The 19,534-nt window shown below is 74.7% G+C and carries 16 protein-coding genes; 4 read left to right on the forward strand and 12 right to left on the reverse strand.

The genetic code is table 11. The features are described 5' to 3' along the window. The 3 genes from NH342_RS02905 to NH342_RS02915 form a co-directional block, all read right to left on the reverse strand. Positions 1 to 2,174, reverse strand: a 2,174-nt coding sequence (locus tag NH342_RS02905; RefSeq protein ID WP_253011068.1) for a M12 family metallo-peptidase, incomplete at its 3' end; no start/stop codon positions are given. A 74-nt stretch (positions 2,175 to 2,248) separates the two neighbouring features. Further along, positions 2,249 to 3,046 (reverse strand): fructosamine kinase family protein, encoded by a 798-nt coding sequence (locus tag NH342_RS02910; RefSeq protein WP_253011069.1) that lies wholly within the window; start codon positions 3,044 to 3,046, stop codon positions 2,249 to 2,251. Beyond that, positions 3,043 to 4,548, reverse strand: a complete 1,506-nt coding sequence (locus tag NH342_RS02915) for an NAD(P)H-quinone dehydrogenase (protein ID WP_374209411.1) — start codon at positions 4,546 to 4,548, stop codon at positions 3,043 to 3,045. The genes NH342_RS02910 and NH342_RS02915 overlap by 4 nt, the downstream gene beginning before the upstream one ends. 2 nt (positions 4,549 to 4,550) lie before the next feature. Between NH342_RS02915 and NH342_RS02920 the strand changes: the two genes are divergently transcribed. Next, positions 4,551 to 5,264: an SGNH/GDSL hydrolase family protein gene (locus NH342_RS02920; protein ID WP_253011073.1), complete on the forward strand. Its 714-nt coding sequence runs from the start codon at positions 4,551 to 4,553 to the stop codon at positions 5,262 to 5,264. Positions 5,265 to 5,278: 14 nt separating this feature from the next. On the opposite strand, the gene NH342_RS02925 is transcribed toward NH342_RS02920, so the two are convergent. Further along, on the reverse strand, positions 5,279 to 7,564 hold the full coding sequence (locus NH342_RS02925; protein WP_253011075.1) for a hypothetical protein: 2,286 nt from the start codon (positions 7,562 to 7,564) through the stop codon (positions 5,279 to 5,281). Beyond that, positions 7,561 to 8,499 carry a WxcM-like domain-containing protein gene (locus NH342_RS23845; protein ID WP_305884827.1) on the reverse strand — a complete coding sequence of 313 codons (939 nt, stop codon included), beginning with the start codon at positions 8,497 to 8,499 and terminating at the stop codon, positions 7,561 to 7,563. The genes NH342_RS02925 and NH342_RS23845 overlap by 4 nt, the downstream gene beginning before the upstream one ends. A 257-nt stretch (positions 8,500 to 8,756) precedes the next feature. Here NH342_RS23845 and NH342_RS02940 point away from each other — a divergent pair, with 257 nt between their 5' ends. From NH342_RS02940 to NH342_RS02950, 3 genes are read left to right on the forward strand one after another with little or no spacing between them, the layout of a single operon-like run. Further along, positions 8,757 to 9,893 carry a DegT/DnrJ/EryC1/StrS aminotransferase family protein gene (locus NH342_RS02940; RefSeq protein ID WP_253011077.1) on the forward strand — a complete coding sequence of 379 codons (1,137 nt, stop codon included), beginning with the start codon at positions 8,757 to 8,759 and terminating at the stop codon, positions 9,891 to 9,893. A gap of 55 nt (positions 9,894 to 9,948) precedes the next feature. After that, positions 9,949 to 10,899 (forward strand): glycosyltransferase family 2 protein, encoded by a 951-nt coding sequence (locus NH342_RS02945; RefSeq protein WP_253011079.1) that lies wholly within the window; start codon positions 9,949 to 9,951, stop codon positions 10,897 to 10,899. Next, complete coding sequence (locus NH342_RS02950) at positions 10,883 to 11,371, forward strand: GtrA family protein (protein ID WP_253011081.1); 489 nt, start codon at positions 10,883 to 10,885, stop codon at positions 11,369 to 11,371. The genes NH342_RS02945 and NH342_RS02950 overlap by 17 nt, the downstream gene beginning before the upstream one ends. Here NH342_RS02950 and meaB read toward each other — a convergent pair. The 7 genes from meaB to NH342_RS02985 all read right to left on the reverse strand — a co-directional run bounded on the left by meaB (position 11,340) and on the right by NH342_RS02985 (position 19,474). Further along, the gene (gene meaB, locus NH342_RS02955) at positions 11,340 to 12,311 is read right to left on the reverse strand and encodes a methylmalonyl Co-A mutase-associated GTPase MeaB (protein ID WP_253011083.1); all 972 of its coding nucleotides are present in this window, start codon (positions 12,309 to 12,311) and stop codon (positions 11,340 to 11,342) included. The genes NH342_RS02950 and meaB overlap by 32 nt on opposite strands. Next, positions 12,311 to 14,518, reverse strand: coding sequence for a methylmalonyl-CoA mutase (gene scpA, locus NH342_RS02960; RefSeq protein WP_253011085.1), 2,208 nt, complete (start codon positions 14,516 to 14,518; stop codon positions 12,311 to 12,313). The genes meaB and scpA overlap by 1 nt, the downstream gene beginning before the upstream one ends. Then, positions 14,515 to 16,401, reverse strand: a complete 1,887-nt coding sequence (locus NH342_RS02965; RefSeq protein WP_253011087.1) for a methylmalonyl-CoA mutase family protein — start codon at positions 16,399 to 16,401, stop codon at positions 14,515 to 14,517. Before NH342_RS02965 ends, scpA begins: the two co-directional genes overlap by 4 nt. Positions 16,402 to 16,489: 88 nt before the next feature. Next, positions 16,490 to 17,677, reverse strand: a complete 1,188-nt coding sequence (locus NH342_RS02970) for an amidohydrolase (RefSeq protein ID WP_253011089.1) — start codon at positions 17,675 to 17,677, stop codon at positions 16,490 to 16,492. After that, the gene (locus NH342_RS02975; RefSeq protein ID WP_253011091.1) at positions 17,674 to 18,810 is read right to left on the reverse strand and encodes a glutamate--cysteine ligase; all 1,137 of its coding nucleotides are present in this window, start codon (positions 18,808 to 18,810) and stop codon (positions 17,674 to 17,676) included. Before NH342_RS02975 ends, NH342_RS02970 begins: the two co-directional genes overlap by 4 nt. 39 nt (positions 18,811 to 18,849) lie before the next feature. Next, the gene (locus NH342_RS02980; RefSeq protein WP_253011093.1) at positions 18,850 to 19,164 is read right to left on the reverse strand and encodes a PIN domain-containing protein; all 315 of its coding nucleotides are present in this window, start codon (positions 19,162 to 19,164) and stop codon (positions 18,850 to 18,852) included. Between the two features lie 103 nt (positions 19,165 to 19,267). Then, positions 19,268 to 19,474, reverse strand: coding sequence for a DUF2191 domain-containing protein (locus NH342_RS02985; protein ID WP_253011095.1), 207 nt, complete (start codon positions 19,472 to 19,474; stop codon positions 19,268 to 19,270). Positions 19,475 to 19,534: the final 60 nt, after the last annotated feature.

The following is a 19,534-nucleotide window of genomic DNA, read 5'->3' on the forward strand; positions in this document are numbered from 1 at the left end:
TCGGTCAGCCCGCAGAACGTGTCCGACACCGGGTAGCCCAGGCCACCGGTCTCGTACCCCCGCGCACCCCACGCCGACAGCACCGTCCCCCGCACCACCGCCGCACCCGTGGCAGGCGACCAGTAGACCGAGCCGCCGCTGAACACCTGGAAGCAGCCGCCGCCGCGCAGACCGCAGTTCTCGTCACCGGTCGGGTAGCCCAGCGGCCCGTTCTCCCAACCCGAAGCACCCCACGCATCACGGATCGCCCCCCGGACCCACTGCACCGGGGTGCCGGAGCTCCCGTACAGCGAACCCCCCTGGAACCGCTGGAAGCACCCACCGTCGGTCAGCCCGCAGAACGTGTCCGACACCGGGTAGCCCAGGCCACCGGTCTCGTACCCCCGCGCACCCCACGCCGACAGCACCGTCCCCCGCACCACCGCCGCACCCGTGGCAGGCGACCAGTAGATCGAGCCGTTGGCGTACGCCCGGAAGCAACCCCCGGACCGCAGGCCGCACGACAGCACCCCCACGGGGGCACCCAGGGAGCCCCCGCTACCACCCTCCTCGGCGTACCGGATGTCGACGGGCGTGCTGGCTCCCCCGGTGGCGACCACCCGGACGGTGGCGCCCGCGGCGGTGGTCCCCTGGACCGTCACCGACCACGCCGAGCGCCCGACGGACGTGCTCGGGCCGACCGGGAGCGCCTGCTGCAGGTCCGAGGTCCAGCCCGCGGACGCCGACGGGGAACCGTCCAGCAGCAGCGAGGTGTCCGAGCCCGAGGACGCCCGGCGCACGACGACGCCGCTGTCGAGGCGGTAGGCGTTGCGCGCGTCACCGAGCCAGGCGTCCTGCCCGCTGGGCTGGCGGTACTCCAGGTAGTACACGGTGCCGTCGGTCGCGGTCAGCGTGACCGCCCGCGTCCCCGAGGTCGCGGAGACCGGGGCGAGGGTGATCGTGGTGGCCGCGCTGGAGGTGCCCAGGGCGACCTCCTCGGCGGCGGGGAGCAACCCCAGCCGATCGGCCTGCACGGCGTTCAGCGTGCCGACCTGGCCCCAGGAGATGCCCATGACGTCGTAGAAGTCGTAGTAGGCCCGGGTCTGGCAGGTGCCGGACTCCAGGGATGCGTCGCACTGCAGCTCCGAGGAGTGCCCGAGGCCGAAGTTGTGGCCGAGCTCGTGGGCCATCACCGACAGCGCGGCGGCCTGCACGTAGGAGCGGCCACCGGAGCCGATGGAGGAGCCGACCGTGCCCAGGCCGTAGGCGCAGCCCGAGGTGCCCGGGGGGACGTAGAGCATCAGGTGCTTGCCGGCACCCTGCGTCCAGCCGATCTGCGCGGCCACGTCGCTCCAGAGGTTGAACGCGGACGAGCAGGTCTGCGACGAGCGCACCCAGCCCGCGGCCCCGGCCACGGCCGCGATGCGCACGGTGCCGTTGCTCTGCTCGTCCCAGAACGAGGACACCGCCCCGTTCAGGGTGTCCACGACCGTCCCGATGCTCATGCTGTCCGCCGTGGCGCCGGCGGGGAGGACCAGGACGGCGGTGACGGTGTTCGTGGGTGCGGTGCCGGCCGACGCGGTGGTCGGGTCCGGGGCCGCGGCGTCGACGACCGTGGCGGCCTGCACCTCGACGGCGGGCTCGATGCCCTGCTGGGTGGTCGCCTCGTCGGTGACCTCGTCGCCCACGGTCACCGCGAGGGTGGACCCGACCTCGACGTCGGGCAGCGCGTCGGTCGGGACGCGGACGGCATCGCCCTCGGCCGGCTCGATCCAGCTCAGCGGCTCCTCGGGGTGGTCGTCGTACCCGGCCGCGTCCTCGTGCGCGTGCTCCGCGGCGGTGGGGTCGGGCCAGGCCTGCATGAGCTGGCCGACGACGACGTCCCCGGGGTCGGTGCCCTCGGTGGACGGCGCGACCTCGGTGGACGGCGCGACCTGGGTGGACGGCGCGACCTGGGTGGACGGCGCGGCGGCCTCCGTGGACGGCGCAGTGGTCCCCGTGGACGGCGCGGCCGGCTCGGTGGACGGCGCGGCCGGCTCGGTGGACGGCGCGGCGGTCTCCGTGGACGGCGCCGGATCCTGGGCGACGGCAGGGTCCGCCTGGGCGGCCGGGGCGACGGCGAAGGTCGCCAGCACCGCAGCGGTGGCGGTCAGCACGGCACCGCGCAGCGCGCGACGACGACGGGTGTGCAGCACGATCAGCTCCTGGGCAGGGGGGACCTGACCAGGACGTCGTCACACCGGCCGCCCTGCTGGAGCGGCGTCACCCGTCAGAGGTAGTGCGCCGCCTGGCGCTCCACCGCAGCGCCGTACCCCCCGCCGAACAGGACGGCGTGCAGCAGCAGCGGGTGCAGCTGGTGGATGCCCTGCCGCTCCCGCCACCCCTCGGCCAGCGGCGCGACCTCCGCGTAGGCCGCCTCGAGGCGGTCCAGGTGCGGCGCGCCGAAGAGGGCCAGCAGCGCCAGGTCGGTCTCCCGGTGCCCGGCGTGCGCGGCGGCGGCGTCGACCAGCCAGACCCGGCCGTCGGCGCCCCAGAGCAGGTTGCCGCTCCACAGGTCGCCGTGCAGCCGGGCCGGCGGCTCGGCCGGGACCAGCTCCCCGAGCCGGTCGCAGACCGCCTCGACCGCTGCGGCACCGGCAGCCGACAGCGACCCGTCGTCCCGCGCCGAGCGCACCAGGGGCAGCAGCCGGGCGCGCGCGAAGAACGTCGCCCAGTCGTCCGACGATCGCGCGTCCAGCGGGACGGTGGCGGCGAACCCCGGTCCCCCGAACCGGTCCTCCGGTGCCGCGTGGAGGTGCGCCAGCGCAGCACCGAACCGGGCGGCGGCCGCGGACCTGGGTGGCCCGGTGTCCACCCACTCGAGCGCCAGCGAACGGTCGGTCACCTCGACGACCGCGGGGACCGGCGGGCCGCCGTCCACCCGCAGCCGGTCCAGCCCGCGCGCCTCGGCGGCGAAGAACCCGGCCGGTGCCCCGTCGAGCTCCTTGACGAACACCGGTCCACCGGCCCGATCCTCCCGGTAGGAGGCGCAGATGTCCCCGCCCGCGACGGGGACCCGCCGGGTCACTCGGGCTGGGAGTTCATCAGCCGCCGACCGGCCTCGGTGATCGACCCGGACAGCGAGGGGTAGATGGAGAAGGTCTGCGCGAGGTCGTCGACGGTGAGCCCCTTGCTCACCGCGAGGGTGATCGGCAGGACCAGCTCCGAGGCCCCCGGCGCCACGACGACGCCGCCGACGACGACGCCGGTCGAGCGGCGCGCGAATATCTTCACGAACCCGTCCCGCAGGTCGCTCATCTTGGCCCGGGCGTTGGTGGCCAGCGGCAGCTGCACGCTGTCGATGTCCGACCCCTCGGGCAGCGTCTTCTCCTGCACTCCGACGGTGGCGATCTCGGGGTGGGTGAACACGTTGCCGGCGACGGTCTTGAGCCGGATCGGCGAGACGGCTTCGCCGAGGGCGTGCCACATGGCGATGCGGCCCTGCATGGCGGCGACCGAGGCGAGCTGGAAGACGCCGGTGACGTCACCGGCGGCGTAGATGCCGGGCACCGAGGTGCGGGACACCCGGTCGACCACCACGTGTCCGGACGGCGACAGCTCCACGCCGCACTTCTCCAGGTTTAGCCCGTCGGTGTTCGGCACGGTGCCCACCGTCATGAGCGCATGCGACCCCGTGACCACCCGGCCGTCGGTCAGCCGGACCTCCACCCCGGTCGCGGTCCGCGTCACCGACTCGGCGCGGCCGCGGTCGGCGATCTTGCCTCCGCGGGACTGGAAGACCTGCTCGACCACGGCGGCGGCGTCGGCGTCCTCGCCGGGGAGCACCTGGTCGCGGGAGGAGACCAGGGTGACCGGCACGCCTGCCTCCAGGTAGCCGGACGCGAACTCCGCGCCCGTCACGCCGGACCCCACGACGACGAGGTGCTCGGGCAGCTCCTCCAGGTCGTACACGTCGCGCCAGGACAGGATCCGCTCGCCGTCGGGCTCGGCGCCGGGCAGCACCCGGGGGTCGGCGCCCGTGGCGACGAGGACGACGTCGGCCTCGACCTCCTGCCGCACGCCGCCGTCGACGTCGCAGATCTCGACCCGGTGCGCGATCAGCCCCCGGATCTCGTCGGACAACCGGGCCTGGCCGCTGACGCACCGGACGCCGACGCTCTCCAGCCGGGCGTGGATGTCGGCCGACTGCGCCACCGCCAGGCCGCGGATGCGCTGGTTGACCGCCGCGATGTCCAGGGTGACGTCGGCGAGGTCGGTGCCCTGCAGGCCGAGGACGGCGGAGTCGCGCACCGCCGTCATCGCGCCCGCGGCGGCGATGAGGGTCTTGGAGGGCACGCAGTCGGTGAGCACGCTCGCCCCGCCGAGGCCGTCCCGCTCGACGACGGTGACGTCGGCGCCGAGCTGGGCGGCGACGAGCGCGGCCTCGTAGCCGGCCGGTCCGCCGCCGATGATCACGATGCGGGTCATGTCTGTACTCCCGGGCAGTGCGGCATGTGCACCACCCAGTCTCCCCGACCGCGACGGGGACGTCGGCAGGCCACCCCGGCCGGCCGGCGCCCTAGGCTCCACGGGTGCTCCCCCGTGTGCCGCACCACCCCGTCGTCGCCCGCGCGGCGGCGGCCGCCGCGACCGCGTGGCTGCTGGCCGGTTGCACGGCGGGCGCCGTCGCCCCGGGTCCGGTCGCCGATCCGCCGGTCCCGGACGACGTCCTCGACCTGCTGGTCATCGGCGACTCGTACGCGGCCGGTGACGGGGCGCAGACCGCGATGACGTCCTTCGCCTGGGAGACCGGGCGCGACCTCGGCGCCCGGACCGCGGTGGACGCGGTGGGCGGCACCGGGTTCGTCAACCCCGGGCCGTCGGGCCGCGACCAGCGCTACGCCACCCGGGTGGCGGCGCTCCCCGATGCGGTCCTCGACGTCGACGTGGTCGTGGTGGAGGGCGGGCTCAACGACCGGCAGAAGCCGCCGGACGACGTCCGGGACGCGGCCGAGGGCGTGCTGCGGTCCCTGGTGGCCCGTGCGCCGCACGCGCAGGTGGTCCTCGTGGGCGCCACCGCACCGCAACCTGCGGCGGCCCAGGACTCGGTCGCGGTCAACACCGCACTGGCGGGCGCCGCGCGGGCCGTGGGCGTGGTCTTCGTCGACCCCGTGGCCCGCGGGTGGTTCCCGGCCGACGAGGTCGCCGAGTACGTCGGGCCCGACGGCCTGCACCCCACCCAGGCGGGCCACGACCACCTCGCCCGGCTGCTCGCCGAGGTCGTCGCCGACCTGCCGCCGGGCTGAGGTCGGCCGCCTCCTCAGCCGACGGCCTCCGGGTCCCGCAGGAGCACGGTGGCGGGCGGGTCGGCGGTGGTGGGGCACCCCGGGGCGGACACCGAGAGCTCGGCGCGCCGCACCGGTCCCGGCAGGTACAGCCGGAACGGGGCGGCCTCGCTGACCCCGGCCGGGACCGTGGTGCTGGTGGTCACCTCCCCCGAGTCGGGGTCCCGCAGCGCGACGGTCACCTCCCCGGTGCAGCCCCCGGCCGCGACCTCCCCGCGGACCGTGCGGAAGGGCGCTCCCCCGTCCAGGGCGTCGACGTCGAGGAGGGCGTCCGGCGACAGCACCCAGTCCTGGTGGAAGGTGGACGTCACCGGGCCCTCCGGCGCACCGCTCACCGGCCGCAGCTGCGGCGGGGCCCAGAAGGTGCCCAGCTCGCCCGGGGCCTGCACGAGCTCGGCGGGCGGCAGGACCGTCACCCCGTCGGTCGGCAGCCGGTAGGCCGACCAGTCCCCGTCCAGGCCGGTGGCGACCGGGGCGCCCAGGAGATCGGTCAGCTGGGCGGTCACCGCGTCCGCGTCCGCGGGCGTGTACCCGCGCCGGTCGACGTGCACCGCGCAGAACCCACCCGCCGCCAACGGCTCGAGGTCCTCGGCGGTCAGCGAGTCCCCGAGCCTGGCCTGCCAGGCGCTCGCCGCGGTGTCCTTCATCGCTGCCGCGGACCACGTCTTGCCGGGGTTGGTGAGCGCCGGCCACAGCGGTTCGTAGTTCTCCAGGGCCTGCTTCGGGGGCGTCTCCGGGTAGCGCACGTAGGGGAGCTCGAGCACCGCGCACCGGCCGGGGACGGCGGCGTTCAGGGCCGCCGCGTACTGGTAGCCGGCCCCGCTCATCCGGCTCCCCGAGACCTCGGCGTCCGCGAAGTGCGCCCGCGCGGGGAGGACGGAGTCCACGACGACCACGACGAGGCCCAGCCCCACCAGCACCCGGCCCGCCCGCGGCCGCACCCGTGGCCGCCACCGCAGCCCGACGACCGCGGCGGCGACGAAGAGCAGGGTGTACATCTCCGGCAGCAGCCTGTTCCAGGCACGGATCTCGGGCATGACGAGGTAGGCGAAGAGGAGGTTCAGACCCCAGGGCACGAAGAACAGCAGGCACACCAGCGCCAGGAACCCGACGAGGGGCAGCGTCACCGCACCGGCCGCGAGCGCGTCCTCGCCGTCCTCGCGGTCCTCGCCGTCGTCGCCGTCCTCGGCGCCGCGCCCGACCCGTCCACCGTCCTCCACGGTCACGGCCCGCGCGGACCGGCGGCTGGACCGCACCACTCCCACCAGCACGACCACGCAGGCCAACACCGTGGCCACCGAGCCGAAGTTGGACAACCGCTGACCCTCGGCGAGGTCGAGGTCCCCGACGTCGGACAGCAGCCCGGCGGACAGCTCCCCCGGGTAGAAGCGGCCGAGGACCGACGGCACCGGCGCGGGGATGAGGGCGAGGACCAGGGACCCCGCGTACAGGACGCTCTCGAGCGTCTCCCGCGCAGCCAGCGGTGCCAGCGGTGGGTGCGACCGGACGTAGAGGATCGACGGTGCGAGCAGGACGACGGTGCCGACGACGACCGCGACCGCGGGGACGGCCGCGAGGGCCGCATCGCGCACCCGGGCGCCCCGGACCCACCGCCAGGCAGCAGCGGCCGCGACGAGCAGCACGGTGAAGCAGGCGTAGTAGATGCCGCTCGCCGCCACCAGCAAGCCCGCCCCGACCACCACGAGCCAGGCCCGTCGCCGGGCGGGGCCGCGCAACCGCTGCTCCAGCTGTCCGCTGCCCACCAGGAGAGCCAGGCCCACCCCCACGACCGCCGAGTAGGACGTCGCCAGGTAGACGTGGTCGGTCCGGTACCAGTGGAAGGGCACGAACGTCAGCGCCAGGGTCAGGACGACCGCCCAGGGACCGCGCAGCCCGGCGATGCCCAGGACCCAGATGCCGGCGAGCGCCGTGGCCGGGAAGGACAGCACGAACGCCAGGTTCAGACCCAGGAACGGGTTCCCGGCCACCCACGCCAGGAGCCCGGCGACCGCGTTCTGGACGACGTCGGCGGTCGGGTAGTAGCGCTGCTCGATGCCGAACGGGGCACCGAGCGAGGCATCGCCGAACGGCGCACCGGTCGACCAGAGGCGGGTCGCGGCGTAGGCCGGGAGCATGTCCCCGTCGTCCAGCGGCACCTGCAGGCGGTAGAGCCCCCCGCCGATGCCCAGCAGCGCGAGCAGGGTCGCCGACGCCGCCGCCACGACCGCGTCGAGCCGGCGGGGACGTCGCAGCACGCTCACGTGTCGGCGCCCGCCCGCAGGTCGACCTCGGCGAGGAACTGGTCGTGGTCCCGGATGTAGTCGTCGGCGTCGTAGGGGTGGGAGGCCAGCACCAGCAGGACGGCGTCGGCGGTGTAGCGGTACTGCGTGCCCCAGATCATCGGTGCCATGTGCAACCCGGTCTCGGGGCGGTCGAGCACGAACTCCTGGCGCTGCCGCCCGTCGTCGACGACCGCGTTGACGCTGCCCTGGACGCAGACCAGCAGCTGGTGGCACTCCCGGTGGGCGTGCGCACCCCGGACGTCCGTGGACGGGACGCCGAAGACGGTGAAGAACCGCTGCGGGACGAAGGGCAGGTCCGAGCCGAAGTTGGCGGCCACGAGGCTGCCCCGGAGGTCGTCGGCCCGGGTCATCCGCACGACGTCGACGCCGGGGACCCGGCTGACCGGGAGCCCGTCCACCGCAGCGGCTGCCGACCCATCCGCTCCGCCGGCGTCCACGTAGCCCACGATGCGTGCCGGGTTCCCGACGACCACCGCGTTCGGCGGTACGTCCTTGGTGACCACGGCACCGGCACCCACCATGGCTCGGCGCCCGATCGTGACGCCCGGCAGGACCACGCAGCCGGCGCCCAGGGACGCCCCCGGGCCGACGACCGTGGTGCTGAAGGTCCCCGGGTGCACCCGGCTGCGCGGGAAGGGGTCGTTGGTGAAGGTGGCGTTGGGCCCGACGAAGACGTCGTCGGCCAGCCGGACGCCGTCCCAGAGCTGGACGCCGCACTTGATGGTGACGCGGTCGCCCACCACGACGTCGTTCTCGACGAAGACGTGGTCGCAGACGTTGCAGTCGCGGCCGATGACGGCGCCGGGCAGGACGTGCGCGAAGGCCCAGATGCGAGTGCCGTCCCCCACCGCCGTGGACTCGCAGATCCCCCGGTCGTGCACGAAGTGCCCCATCACCGTTCCTCCACCGTCGCCGCGGCCTCCCCGCGGGACGCCGTCGGACGTCGCGAGCTTAGGCAGTCAGGGCCACCAGGCGGTCCCTCCGCCGCGGTCCGGGGCGTCCCGTGGGGCAGCCGGTGCCGACGGGGCCGGTGGTGGCCCTGGTGCGGCGGACCGGTCCGTCGCACCGTCCCGCGTCCCGGGGCACGAGCGGCTCGACCACTACCCTCGGGTCAGCCCCGACCACGGCGGGTGGGGCGGAGGGGGAGGTCATGGCGGCACGTCCGGGCGGAACGGTCGGCGTCGACGCCGTCGTCCCCCTCAACGACCTGCGGCGCGGCTTCGACGCGATGGCCGACGAGCTGCAGGCGGTCGTCGCGGGGGTGCTCTCCGCCGGCTGGTACGTGCTCGGGCCGCAGCACGACGCGTTCGAGACCGAGCTCGCGGCCGCCATGGGCGTGCGGCACGCCGTCGCCGTCGCCAACGGGACGGACGCCCTCGAGCTGGCGCTGCTCTCGGTCGGCTGCCGTCCCGGCGACGAGGTCGTGACGGCCGCCAACGCCGGCGCCTACACCACGACCGCGGCGATGAAGGCCGGCCTGCGGCCCCGCTTCGCCGACGTGGACCCCGACTCCCTCCTGCTCACCGCCGACACGGTCGGCCCGGTCCTGACCCCCCGGACCAGGGCGGTCGTGGTGACCCACCTCTACGGCCGCATGGCATCGACCAGGGCCCTGGTCGAGCTGTGCCGCTCGACCGGCGTCGCACTGGTCGAGGACTGCGCCCAGGCCGCGGGTGCCGTCGGTCCGGACGGACCGGCGGGCTCGCTCGGGGACGTCGCCGCGATCAGCTTCTTCCCGACCAAGAACCTCGGCGCCCTCGGCGACGCCGGTGCGGTGCTCACCGACGACCCCGAGCGCGCCGGCCTGCTGCGCCGGCTGCGGCAGTACGGGTGGTCGTCGAAGTACACGGTGGTCCAGGAGCACGGGCGCAACAGCCGCCTGGACGAGGTGCAGGCGGCGGTGCTGCGCGCCAAGCTGCCCCACCTGGCGTCGTGGAACGCCGCACGCCGTGACGTGGTCGCTCGCTACTCGGCTGCCCTCGGGGACGGTCCCCGCCGGATGGTGCACGGCTCGGCCACCGGCAGCCCGGCGTACGTGGGGCACCTGGCCGTGATGACCAGCCCGGACCGCGACCGCGACCGCGGACTGCTCGACGCCGCCGGGGTGCGCACCGACGTGCACTACCCGGTGCCCGACCACCGGCAGCCGCTGCTCGCCATCGAGCACGCCGCGACCGCGCTGCCGGTCACCGAGCGCGCTGCGGCCTCCGTGCTCACGCTGCCGTGCTTCCCGGAACTGACCGACCTCGAGATCGAGCGGGTGTGCGATGTTCTCCAGCAGCTCTGAGCTCCCGACCCTCGCCCGCCCGGCGCAGTCGGCGGAGGGGCGGTCCCCCGGGCCCGTGCTCCACTCGGTCGTCGTGCCGGTCTACGGCAACGAGGCGACGATCCCGGCCCTGCTGGACCGCCTGGCCGACCTGTCCCGGACCCTGCCCGGGGGCTTCGAGGCGGTGTTCGTGGTCGACGGGTCCCCCGACGGGTCCCTGCTGCTGCTGCGGCGCCTCCTCCCCGAGTACGACCTGCGCGCCCAGCTGGTCACACTGTCGCGGAACTACGGGTCCTTCTCGGCCATCCGGGCCGGGCTCGCGGTCGCCCGGGGCGAACGCGTCGCGGTGATGGCGGCGGACCTGCAGGAGCCGGTCTCCCTGGTCGTCGACATCTTCGCCCAGCTGGCCACCGGCCGGCACGACGTCGCGGTGGGGGTCCGGACCGGCCGCGACGACCCGGCCCTGTCCAGCATCGCCTCGCGCACCTTCTGGGGTCTGTACCGGCGGCTCGTGCAGAAGGACCTGCCCGCCGGCGGCGTGGACATGTTCGGCTGCACCCGGCAGGTCGTGACGGAGCTGCTGCGGCTGGACGAGTCGCACACCAGCCTGGTGGGCCTGGTCTACTGGCTGGGTTTCCGGCGCGCCGAGGTGCCCTACGCCCGACAGGAGCGCGAGCACGGCAGCAGCGGGTGGAGCCTGCGCAAGAAGCTCCGGTACATGAACGACAGCATCTTCTCCTTCACCGACCTGCCGATCACCGTCCTGATCACCGCCGGCTTCCTCGGCGTGGTGCTGTCGGTCGTCGCCGGCATCGCGGTGTTCGTGGCCTGGGCCACCGGCAACGTCGAGGTCGAGGGCTACACCCCGTTGATGCTCATGCTGTTCCTGCTGTGCTCCTCCATCCTGCTGGCGCTGGGCATCGTGGGTTCCTACGTGTGGCGGACCTACGAGAACAGCAAGCGGCGACCCGGCGCCGTCGCGATGAGCCACGAGACCTTCCCGGGCCGGGATGACGTCGCCCGCTGACCGTCCGGGCGGCGCCGCCGTCCCGCGCACGGTGGGGCAGCTCGTCCGCTTCGCCCTCGTCGGCGGTTCGAACACCCTGGTCACCTTCGCGCTGTTCGTGCTGCTCCAGCGGTGGCTGCCCCCGGGTGTGGCGTACACGGTGGTGTTCGCCCTCGGCCTGGCCTACACCACGGCGATGACGTCGCGGGTGGTGTTCGGGAGCCGGCCGACGTGGCGCCGGTCGGCGCTGTTCGCCGGCTGGTACCTCGCCGTCTACGGGGTGGGGCTGGCCGTGGTCGGTGCCCTCCACGCCGTCGCTCAGCCCTCCGCCGTGGTCACCGCACTGGTCACGGTGGCGGTCACCGCGCCGCTGACCTTCGTCGGTGGACGCGTGCTCTTCGGCGGACCGGTCCCGGCAGCCGCACCCCCGGTCCGCGACCGGGCCGAGCCAGGCACCGCCGTCAGGGGGTCGGGTCCGTCAGGAAGGTGGTGAGCAGCTCACGGGCGGCCAGCGCCGGGGTCAGCTCCCCGGCCAACACCTGACGCTCCAGGTCCGGCGCCGACGCCCGGACGGCGGGGTGCTCGCGCAGCCGCGCCTCCAGGCCGTCGCGGACCAGCTGCCAGGTCCAGCGCACCTGCTGCGCGTTGCGCCGGCGGTCGAACTCCCCCGACGCCCTCAGCTGCTCGGTGTGCGCGACCACCTGGGCCCACACCAGGTCCAGCCCCTCGCCGGTCAACCCCGCGCAGGTCAGCACCGGGACGTCCCACTCGGACTCCCCGCGCAGCATCCGGATCGCCCCGGCCAGCTCGCGGGCCGCCGTCCGGGCGTCGCCGGCGGCCGGGCCGTCGGCCTTGTTCACCGCGATGACGTCGGCGATCTCCAGGATCCCGCGCTTGATGCCCTGCAGGGAGTCCCCGGTGCGGGCCAGCGTGAGGAACAGGAAGGTGTCGACCATCTCCGCGACGGTGACCTCGCTCTGCCCCACCCCGACGGTCTCCACCAGCACCACGTCGTGGCCGGCGGCCTCCACGACCACCATCGACTCCCGGGTGGCCTGCGCGACCCCGCCCAGCGTGCCCGCGGTCGGCGACGGCCGGATGAAGGCCGCGGGGTCGACCGAGAGCCGGGCCATGCGGGTCTTGTCACCCAGGATCGACCCACCGGACCGCGCCGAGGACGGGTCGACCGCCAGGACGGCGACCCGGTGCCCGGCGGCGGTCAGGTCGATGCCCAGCTGGTCGATGAAGGTCGACTTGCCGACCCCGGGCACCCCGCTGATGCCCACCCGCTGCGCACCACCGGCGTGCGGCAGCAGCTCGACCAGCAGCTCCTGCGCGCGCTCCCGGTGGTCGGCCCGCCGCGACTCCACCAGCGTGATGGCCCGGGCGATGGACCGGCGGTCGCCGGCGAGGACGCCCTCCGCCAGCTCCATCAGTGGCCGAGGCGGGCCGACAGCTCCCGCAGCAGCTGCTGGGCCGCCGTCGCGATGACCGTGCCGGGCGGGAACACCGCCGCCGCACCCATGTCCTTCAGCGTCTGGACGTCGTCCGGCGGGATCACGCCCCCGACGACGATGAGCACATCGTCGGCGCCGAGCTCGGCCAGCGCGTCGCGCAGCGCCGGGACCAGCGTCAGGTGACCGGCGGCAAGCGACGAGACGCCGACGACGTGCACGTCGGCCTCCACCGCCTGCCGGGCGACCTCCTCCGGCGTCTGGAACAGCGGGCCGACGTCGACGTCGAAGCCGAGGTCGGCGAACGCGGTGGCGATGACCTTCTGCCCGCGGTCGTGGCCGTCCTGGCCCATCTTGGCGACCAGGATGCGGGGACGGCGCCCCTCGGCCTCGGCGAAGGCCTCGGTCATCCGGCGGGTCTCCTCCATCGGGCCCCCCTCCCCTGCCTCCTCGCGGTACACCCCGGAGATGGTGCGCACCTGGCCGGCGTGCCGGCCGTACACCTTCTCCAGGGCGTCGGAGATCTCCCCGACCGTGGCCTTCGCACGCGCGGCGTCGACGGCCAGGGCCAGCAGGTTGTTCTCCAGCTCCTGCCCGCGCTTGCCGTCGGCGGCGGCCTGCGCCGCCTCGGTCAGCCTGCGCAGCGCGGCCTCGCACGCGTCGGTGTCGCGCTCCTCGCGCAGCCGGCGCAGCCGCTCGACCTGCTGGGCGAGCACGTCGGCGTTGTCCACCCGCAGCACCTCGACGGCCTCGTCGGCCTCGACCGGGTACTTGTTCACCCCGATGACCGGCTGGCGGCCGGAGTCGATGCGGGCCTGGGTGCGGGCGGCGGCCTCCTCGATGCGCAGCTTGGGGATGCCGTCGCTGATCGCCTGCGCCATCCCGCCGGCTGCCTCGACCTCCTCGATGTGCGCCCACGCCTTGCGGGCCAGCTCGTAGGTCAGCCGCTCCACGTGGGCCGACCCGCCCCAGGGGTCGATGACCCGGGTCGTGCCCGACTCCTGCTGCAGCAGCAGCTGGGTGTTGCGGGCGATCCGGGCGGAGAAGTCCGTCGGCAGCGCGAGCGCCTCGTCCAGGGCGTTGGTGTGCAGCGACTGCGTGTGGCCCTGGGTGGCGGCCATGGCCTCCACGCAGGTGCGGACGACGTTGTTGTAGACGTCCTGCGCGGTCAGCGACCACCCCGAGGTCTGCGAGTGCGTGCGCAGCGACAGCGACTTGGGGTTGGTGGCGCCCTCGCGCTCGACGAGCTTGGCCCACAGCAGCCGGCCGGCGCGGAGCTTGGCGACCTCCATGAAGAAGTTCATCCCGATGCCCCAGAAGAAGCTCAGCCGGGGCGCGAAGGCGTCGACGTCCAGCCCGGCCTCGCGGCCGGCCTTGAGGTACTCCACGCCGTCGGCGAGCGTGTACGCCAGCTCCAGGTCGGCCGTCGCGCCGGCCTCCTGGATGTGGTACCCGGAGATCGAGATCGAGTTGAACCGGGGCATCCGCTGCGACGTGTAGGCGAAGATGTCGCTGATCACCTGCATCGAGGGCCCCGGGGGGTAGATGTAGGTGTTGCGGACCATGAACTCCTTGAGGATGTCGTTCTGGATGGTCCCGCTCAGCTGCTCCGGCGCCACCCCCTGCTCCTCGGCCGCCACGATGTAGAGCGCGAGCACCGGCAGCACGGCGCCGTTCATGGTCATCGACACGCTCATCCGGTCCAGCGGGATGCCGTCGAAGAGCTGCCGCATGTCGTAGATGGAGTCGATGGCCACCCCGGCCATGCCGACGTCGCCGGGCACCCGCGGGTGGTCGGAGTCGTAGCCCCGGTGGGTGGGCAGGTCGAAGGCGACCGACAGGCCCTTCTGCCCGGCGGCGAGGTTGCGCCGGTAGAAGGCGTTGGACGCCGCTGCCGTGGAGAAGCCGGCGTACTGCCGAACCGTCCAGGGCTGGGTGGTGTACATCGTCGGGTAGGGCCCGCGGCCGTAGGGCGGCAGGCCCGGGTAGCCGTCGAGGAAGTCCAGGCCCTCGAGGTCGGCGGCGGTCAGCAGCGGCGGCACCTCGATGCCCTCGGGGGTCTCCCACGCGGCCTCGCCCACCGAGCGTCCGGTGCGCTCGGCGAACTCCGCCGCCCAGTCGGCGGCCGAGGCGGCCTCGGCCGGCGTGCCCAGCTCGAGGGACCCGAAGTCGGGGATGGCGCTCATGCCCGTGCTCCCAGCAGCTCGTCGAGGGTGGTGGTCAGGACGTCGACGGCGTCGCAGCCGGCGAACACGTAGCCGTCGACGCCCTCGACGGAGAGGTCGGGCTTCCCGGCCAGCCAGATGCGCTCCGCCCCGGCCTCGCGCAGCTCACGTGCCAGGTCCGCGGCGGCGGCCGCGTAGTCCTTGTCGGACCCGCAGATGCAGGCCATCCTCGCCCCGCCCAGCTCGGACACCCCGTCCCCGGACGGGGTCGCCAGCCCGCCGGCCTGGAACAGGTTGGCCGCGAAGGTCAGCCGTGCGGTGTGCGCCGCGGGCTTCCCGAGAGTGGCCAGGTAGACCACCGGACGGTCGGCCGGTTCCTCCGCCCGGTCACGCAGGTCCTCGAAGGCCTGCGCCGCACGGACCCGGGGCAGCCCACCGCCGGAGGCGACGGGGGCCGGACGCCGGTCGGGCAGCACCTCGGCGATGTTGGGGAACTCGCTGACCCCGGTGATGGCGTCCTTCCGGGTGGCGATGCGGCGGGACCGGGCCGCCCACGCCGCGGCGCACCGCTCCGCGACCAGGCCCGAGGACAGCGCCGCGGCGTACCCGCCGGCCCGCTCCAGCTCGGTGAACAGCTCCCACGCCGCGTGCGCCAGCGCGTCGGTCAGCGACTCCACGTACCAGGACCCGCCGGCCGGGTCGAGCACCCGGCCCAGGTGGCTCTCCTCCAGCAGCAGCGCCTGCGTGTTGCGGGCGATCCGCTGGGCGAAGGGGTCGGGCAGGCCGAGCGCGGCGTCGAAGGGCACCACGGTGATCGCGTCGGCCCCGCCCACGCCGGCGGCGAAGGCGGCGACCGTGGTGCGCAGCATGTTCACCCAGGGGTCGCGCGCGGTGACCATGACCGAGGAGGTCACCGCGTGCTGCCGCATGCCGCGGTCGGCGGCCGGGATGCCGGAGGCCTCGCCGACCCGGTCCCACAGCCGCCGGGCCGCGCGCAACGTCGCGATGGTGGTGAACTGGTCGGCGGTGGCGGCGAACCGGAACTCCAGCGCCCGCGCCGCGTCGGCGACCGGCAGCCCGTCGTCGGTGAGCGCCCGCAGGTAGGCCACGCCGCTCGAGAGGGCGCAGGCCAGCTCCTCGACCGCGGTCGCCCCGGCCTCGTGCACCACGGTCGTGTCGACGACGACCGTGCGCAGGTCGTCGTGCGCCGCGACCCGGCGGGCCCACCCGCCCAGCCCGGACAGGTCGGCGGGGACCCCGGTGCGTGCCTGGTCACCCAGCGGGTCCAGACCCAGGTTGCCCCCCGGCGCCAGCGGGCGGTGACCCAGGAGGGACAGGAACGCCTCGGCCGCCGCCTCCCCGCCCTGCAGGGTCACCGGCGCCAGGTCCAGCAGCACCCCGTCGAGCACCTCGCCCAGCGCGTCCACCGGGACGCCGCCCTCGCCCAGCACCAGCCAGAGGGAGGTGACGCCGTGCTCCAGGTCGGCGCCGACCGCGTCCTTCGTCGTCCCCACGTCGGGGTCGGCGTGCCGCTGCCGGACGTCCCAGCCCGCCGGCGTGGCCGTCGCGGCCTGGCCGTCGGCGGCCGAGGGTGCCGGGCGGACCACCCGCGAGCCGCGGACGAACGGCGGCAGGCCCGGGGCACCCGGGTCGGGCAGGCCGGCGACGTCGGCGGCGGTGTAGAGCGGGCCGACCGACACCCCGGTCGCCACGGTGCGGCGCAGTGCGTCCTCGACCGGGTCCGGCAGGTCCTCGCGACCGGCCTTGCGCAGCACCCCGGCCACCAGCTCGCGCCAGCGGTCGCGGTCGACCGGGGGGAACTCCCCGGCCAGCACGAGCCTGTCGGGGGCCGGCGGGTCGTCGGGGGCGGCGACCGGCTCGGTCCCGGGGGCGGGGTGGCTCATCGTCGAATCACCGTTCTCCTGCGAGTGCGTCGCCGCTGTGTCTACCGGACGGGACCGACAGCGGCGCAGTCGAGGAGTGTCGGGACGGTCACACCTGACTGCTGGCCGTGGGGACGTCGGCGGCCAGCGCCTGCAGCGCGGTGCGGGCCAGCAGCCGGACGCCGACCCCGATGGCGCGCTCGTCGACGTCGAAGGTGCCGCGGTGCAGGTCGAGGGGGCCGCCGCCGCCGTGCGTGCCCAGCCGGGCCAGCGCGATCGGCAGCCGCTCGGCGAACCAGCCGAAGTCCTCCCCGCCCATGCTCTGCGGGGACTGCACCACCCCGTCGGCGCCGACCGTCTCGATGGCCGCGGTGCGCAGCAGCGCGACGCCGCGGGGGTCGTTGACCACCGGGGGCACACCGCGCACGTAGTCGACGTCCACGGTGGCCCCGGAGTCCTCGCCCACCCGGTGCACCAGCCGGCGGACCAGGTCCTCGGCGCCCTCCCAGACGGTGCGGTCCAGCACCCGCAGCGTGCCGCGCAGCGACCCGGTCTGCGGGATGGCGTTGGCCGCGACCCCGGCGTCCACCGCACCCCAGACCAGCGACAGCGCAGCCCGCGGGTCGACCTGCCGGGACAGCAGGCCGGGCACCTCGGTGACCACCCGGGCCAGGGCGTGCACCAGGTCGACGGTCAGCTGGGGCCGGGCGGTGTGCCCGCCGGGCCCGGTGAGGGTGACCTCGATGCGGTCGCAGGCCGCGGTGATCGAGCCGGTGCGCAGGCCGACCTTGCCGGCCGGGACGGAGGGGTCGCAGTGCAGCGCGAAGGCCCGGACGGCGCCGTCGAGGACGCCGGCCTCCAGCACCTGCAGCGCCCCGCCGGGCACCTGCTCCTCGGCCGGCTGGAACACGCAGCGCACCGTGCCGGCGAGGTCGGGCAGCGCCGCGAGCGCCCGGGCGACCCCGAGCAGCACGGTGGTGTGCACGTCGTGCCCGCAGGCGTGGCACATGCCCGGCCGCGTGGAGGCGTAGGGCACGTCCTTGAGGTCGGCCAGGGGCAGCGCGTCGATGTCGGCGCGCAGCACGGTGACCGGGCCCGACGTCCCCACGTCGCAGACCAGCCCGGTACCGCCGGGCAGCCGGCGGGTGGGCAGGCCGGCCCGGCGCAGCTGGCGCTCGAGGTAGGCGGTCGTCTCGTGCTCGGCGAAGCCGAGCTCGGGGTGGGCGTGCAGGTGCCGGCGGGTGGCCACGAGCTCGTCGTGGTGGGCCTCCACCCAGGCATCGACGTCTTCGCTCACCCGGGCAGCCCGTCCCGCAGCTCCGCCAGCAGGCTGTCGACGACGGGCTCGAGGCGTCCGTCGTGCGCGGCCGCGACGGCGCGCTGGCGCTGGTAGGACCCGCCGACCTCGAGGACGCGCAGCACGTCGCCGAGCTCGGCCGCGCAGTCCAGCCGCTTGGCCGTGGGCATGAGCTCCTCGACCAGGTCGGTGAGCGCCTCGCGCACCGGCCGCACGGTGCCGCGCTCGTCGACGATGATCTCGGCGTCCAGGCCGTAGCGGGCCGCCCGCCACTTGTTCTCCCGCAGCACCCAGCTCGGCGGCACGGGCAGGGTGTAGCCGCGGTCGATCTCCCGGTCGAAGCGCTCGACCAGGCACTGGCTCATCGCGGCCACCGCGCCGATCTCGTCGAGGGTGGGCAGGCCGTCGCAGATCCGCAGCTCGACGGTGCCGAAGTCCGGGTGCGGGCGGATGTCCCACCACACCTCCCGCACGCTCTCGATGGCGTGCGTGGAGATCAGCGTCTCCATGTACTCCTCGAACCCGTCCCAGCCCGACAGCTGGTAGGGCAGGCCCGCGGTCGGCATGCCCTCGAACACCTTCGACCGGGCGCTGGCCAGGCCGGTGTCGGCCCCCACCCAGTACGGCGAGGACGCCGACAGGGCCAGGAAGTGCGGCACGTACTGGGTCAGCGCGTTGACGATCGGGATGATCTTGTCTGGCGACCGGACGCCGACGTGCACGTGGACGCCGAAGATCTGCAGCCGGCGGGCCAGCCACTGCATCTTCTCCACCAGCTGCGCGTAGCGCTCCTTCGGCGAGATGTCCTGGGTCTGCCAGTCGGTGATCGGGTGGGTGCCAGCGCACAGCACGCCCAGGCCGCGCCGGTCGGCGGCCTCGACGACCTCGGCCAGGGTGCCGGCGAGGTCGGCCTTGGCCTCGGCGACCGTGCTGCAGACGCCGGTGATGATCTCGATGGTCGACTGCAGGAGCTCGTGCTTGGCCTTGGGGTGCTCCTCGGCACCCTCGGGCGTCAGCTCGGCGAGGATGTCGATGGCGCCGGAGGTCAGCTGGCGGGTCTCGCGGTCGACCAGCTGCAGCTCCCACTCCACCCCCAGGCTCGCGCGCTCGGAGGACGTGAACCGGATCTGCACCGGGCGAGTCTAGGAGCAGCGGCCCGTCCGGGCAGGTCGTCAGGCCACGCTGCCCCGCGGCACGACCCAGCGCGTGCGCAGCCGGGGCTCGGCCTCGGCGATGAGGTCGTAGTCGGCGTCGTAGTGCAGCACCTCGGCACCGTGCACCAGCGCCGTCGCGGCGATGACGACGTCGACCACCTTCGGGCCGCGGTGCGCGCCCCGCTCCACCAGCGTGCGCTGCAGAGCGTGGGCGGCCTCGACGACGTCGTCCGTCTGGGGCAGCACCGGCATGCCAGCCAGAACCGACATACCAGCGTCGTACTCGGTGACGTCGCGGGCGCTCACCCCGATCTCCATGCGCTGGACCAGCACGGACCGGAGCGTGTGCAGCGGTGAACCGACGTACTCCAGCACCGCGTCCCGCACCGCCGGAGTGGTTCGGATACGCGCATACGCCGAGTTGTCCAGGACCGCCTCAGGCACGGATCCTGGCCAGGAATTCGGGGGTGAAGTCCGGGAAGACCTCCCCCGCGGCGACCGCCTCGACCATCGCCCGCTGCCGGGCCTGCAGCAGCACCAGGTCCAGCGCCGCCTCGACGGTGGACCGCTTCGACGTGGTGCCCAGCACCGCCTGCGCCTCGGCCAGCTTCTCGGCCGGGATGTCGACCAGCGTCTTGGCCACCGCGACCACCTCCCTCGTCCGCAGCGACGATATACCCGGTGGATATCCCACGTCGACCGT

The organism is Klenkia sp. PcliD-1-E, from assembly GCF_024124375.1.
Classification (GTDB): Bacteria; Actinomycetota; Actinomycetes; order Mycobacteriales; family Geodermatophilaceae; genus Klenkia.

Bases quoted from the DNA above. Each gene is read 5' to 3' on its own strand.
- NH342_RS23845 (WP_305884827.1), bottom strand. From the start codon at position 8,499: ATGGGGCACTTCGTGCACGACCGGGGGATCTGCGAGTCCACGGCGGTG.
- NH342_RS02940 (WP_253011077.1), top strand. From the start codon at position 8,757: ATGGCGGCACGTCCGGGCGGAACGGTCGGCGTCGACGCCGTCGTCCCC.
- NH342_RS02950 (WP_253011081.1), top strand. From the start codon at position 10,883: ATGACGTCGCCCGCTGACCGTCCGGGCGGCGCCGCCGTCCCGCGCACG.
- meaB (WP_253011083.1), bottom strand. From the start codon at position 12,311: ATGGAGCTGGCGGAGGGCGTCCTCGCCGGCGACCGCCGGTCCATCGCC.
- scpA (WP_253011085.1), bottom strand. From the start codon at position 14,518: ATGAGCGCCATCCCCGACTTCGGGTCCCTCGAGCTGGGCACGCCGGCC.
- NH342_RS02965 (WP_253011087.1), bottom strand. From the start codon at position 16,401: ATGAGCCACCCCGCCCCCGGGACCGAGCCGGTCGCCGCCCCCGACGAC.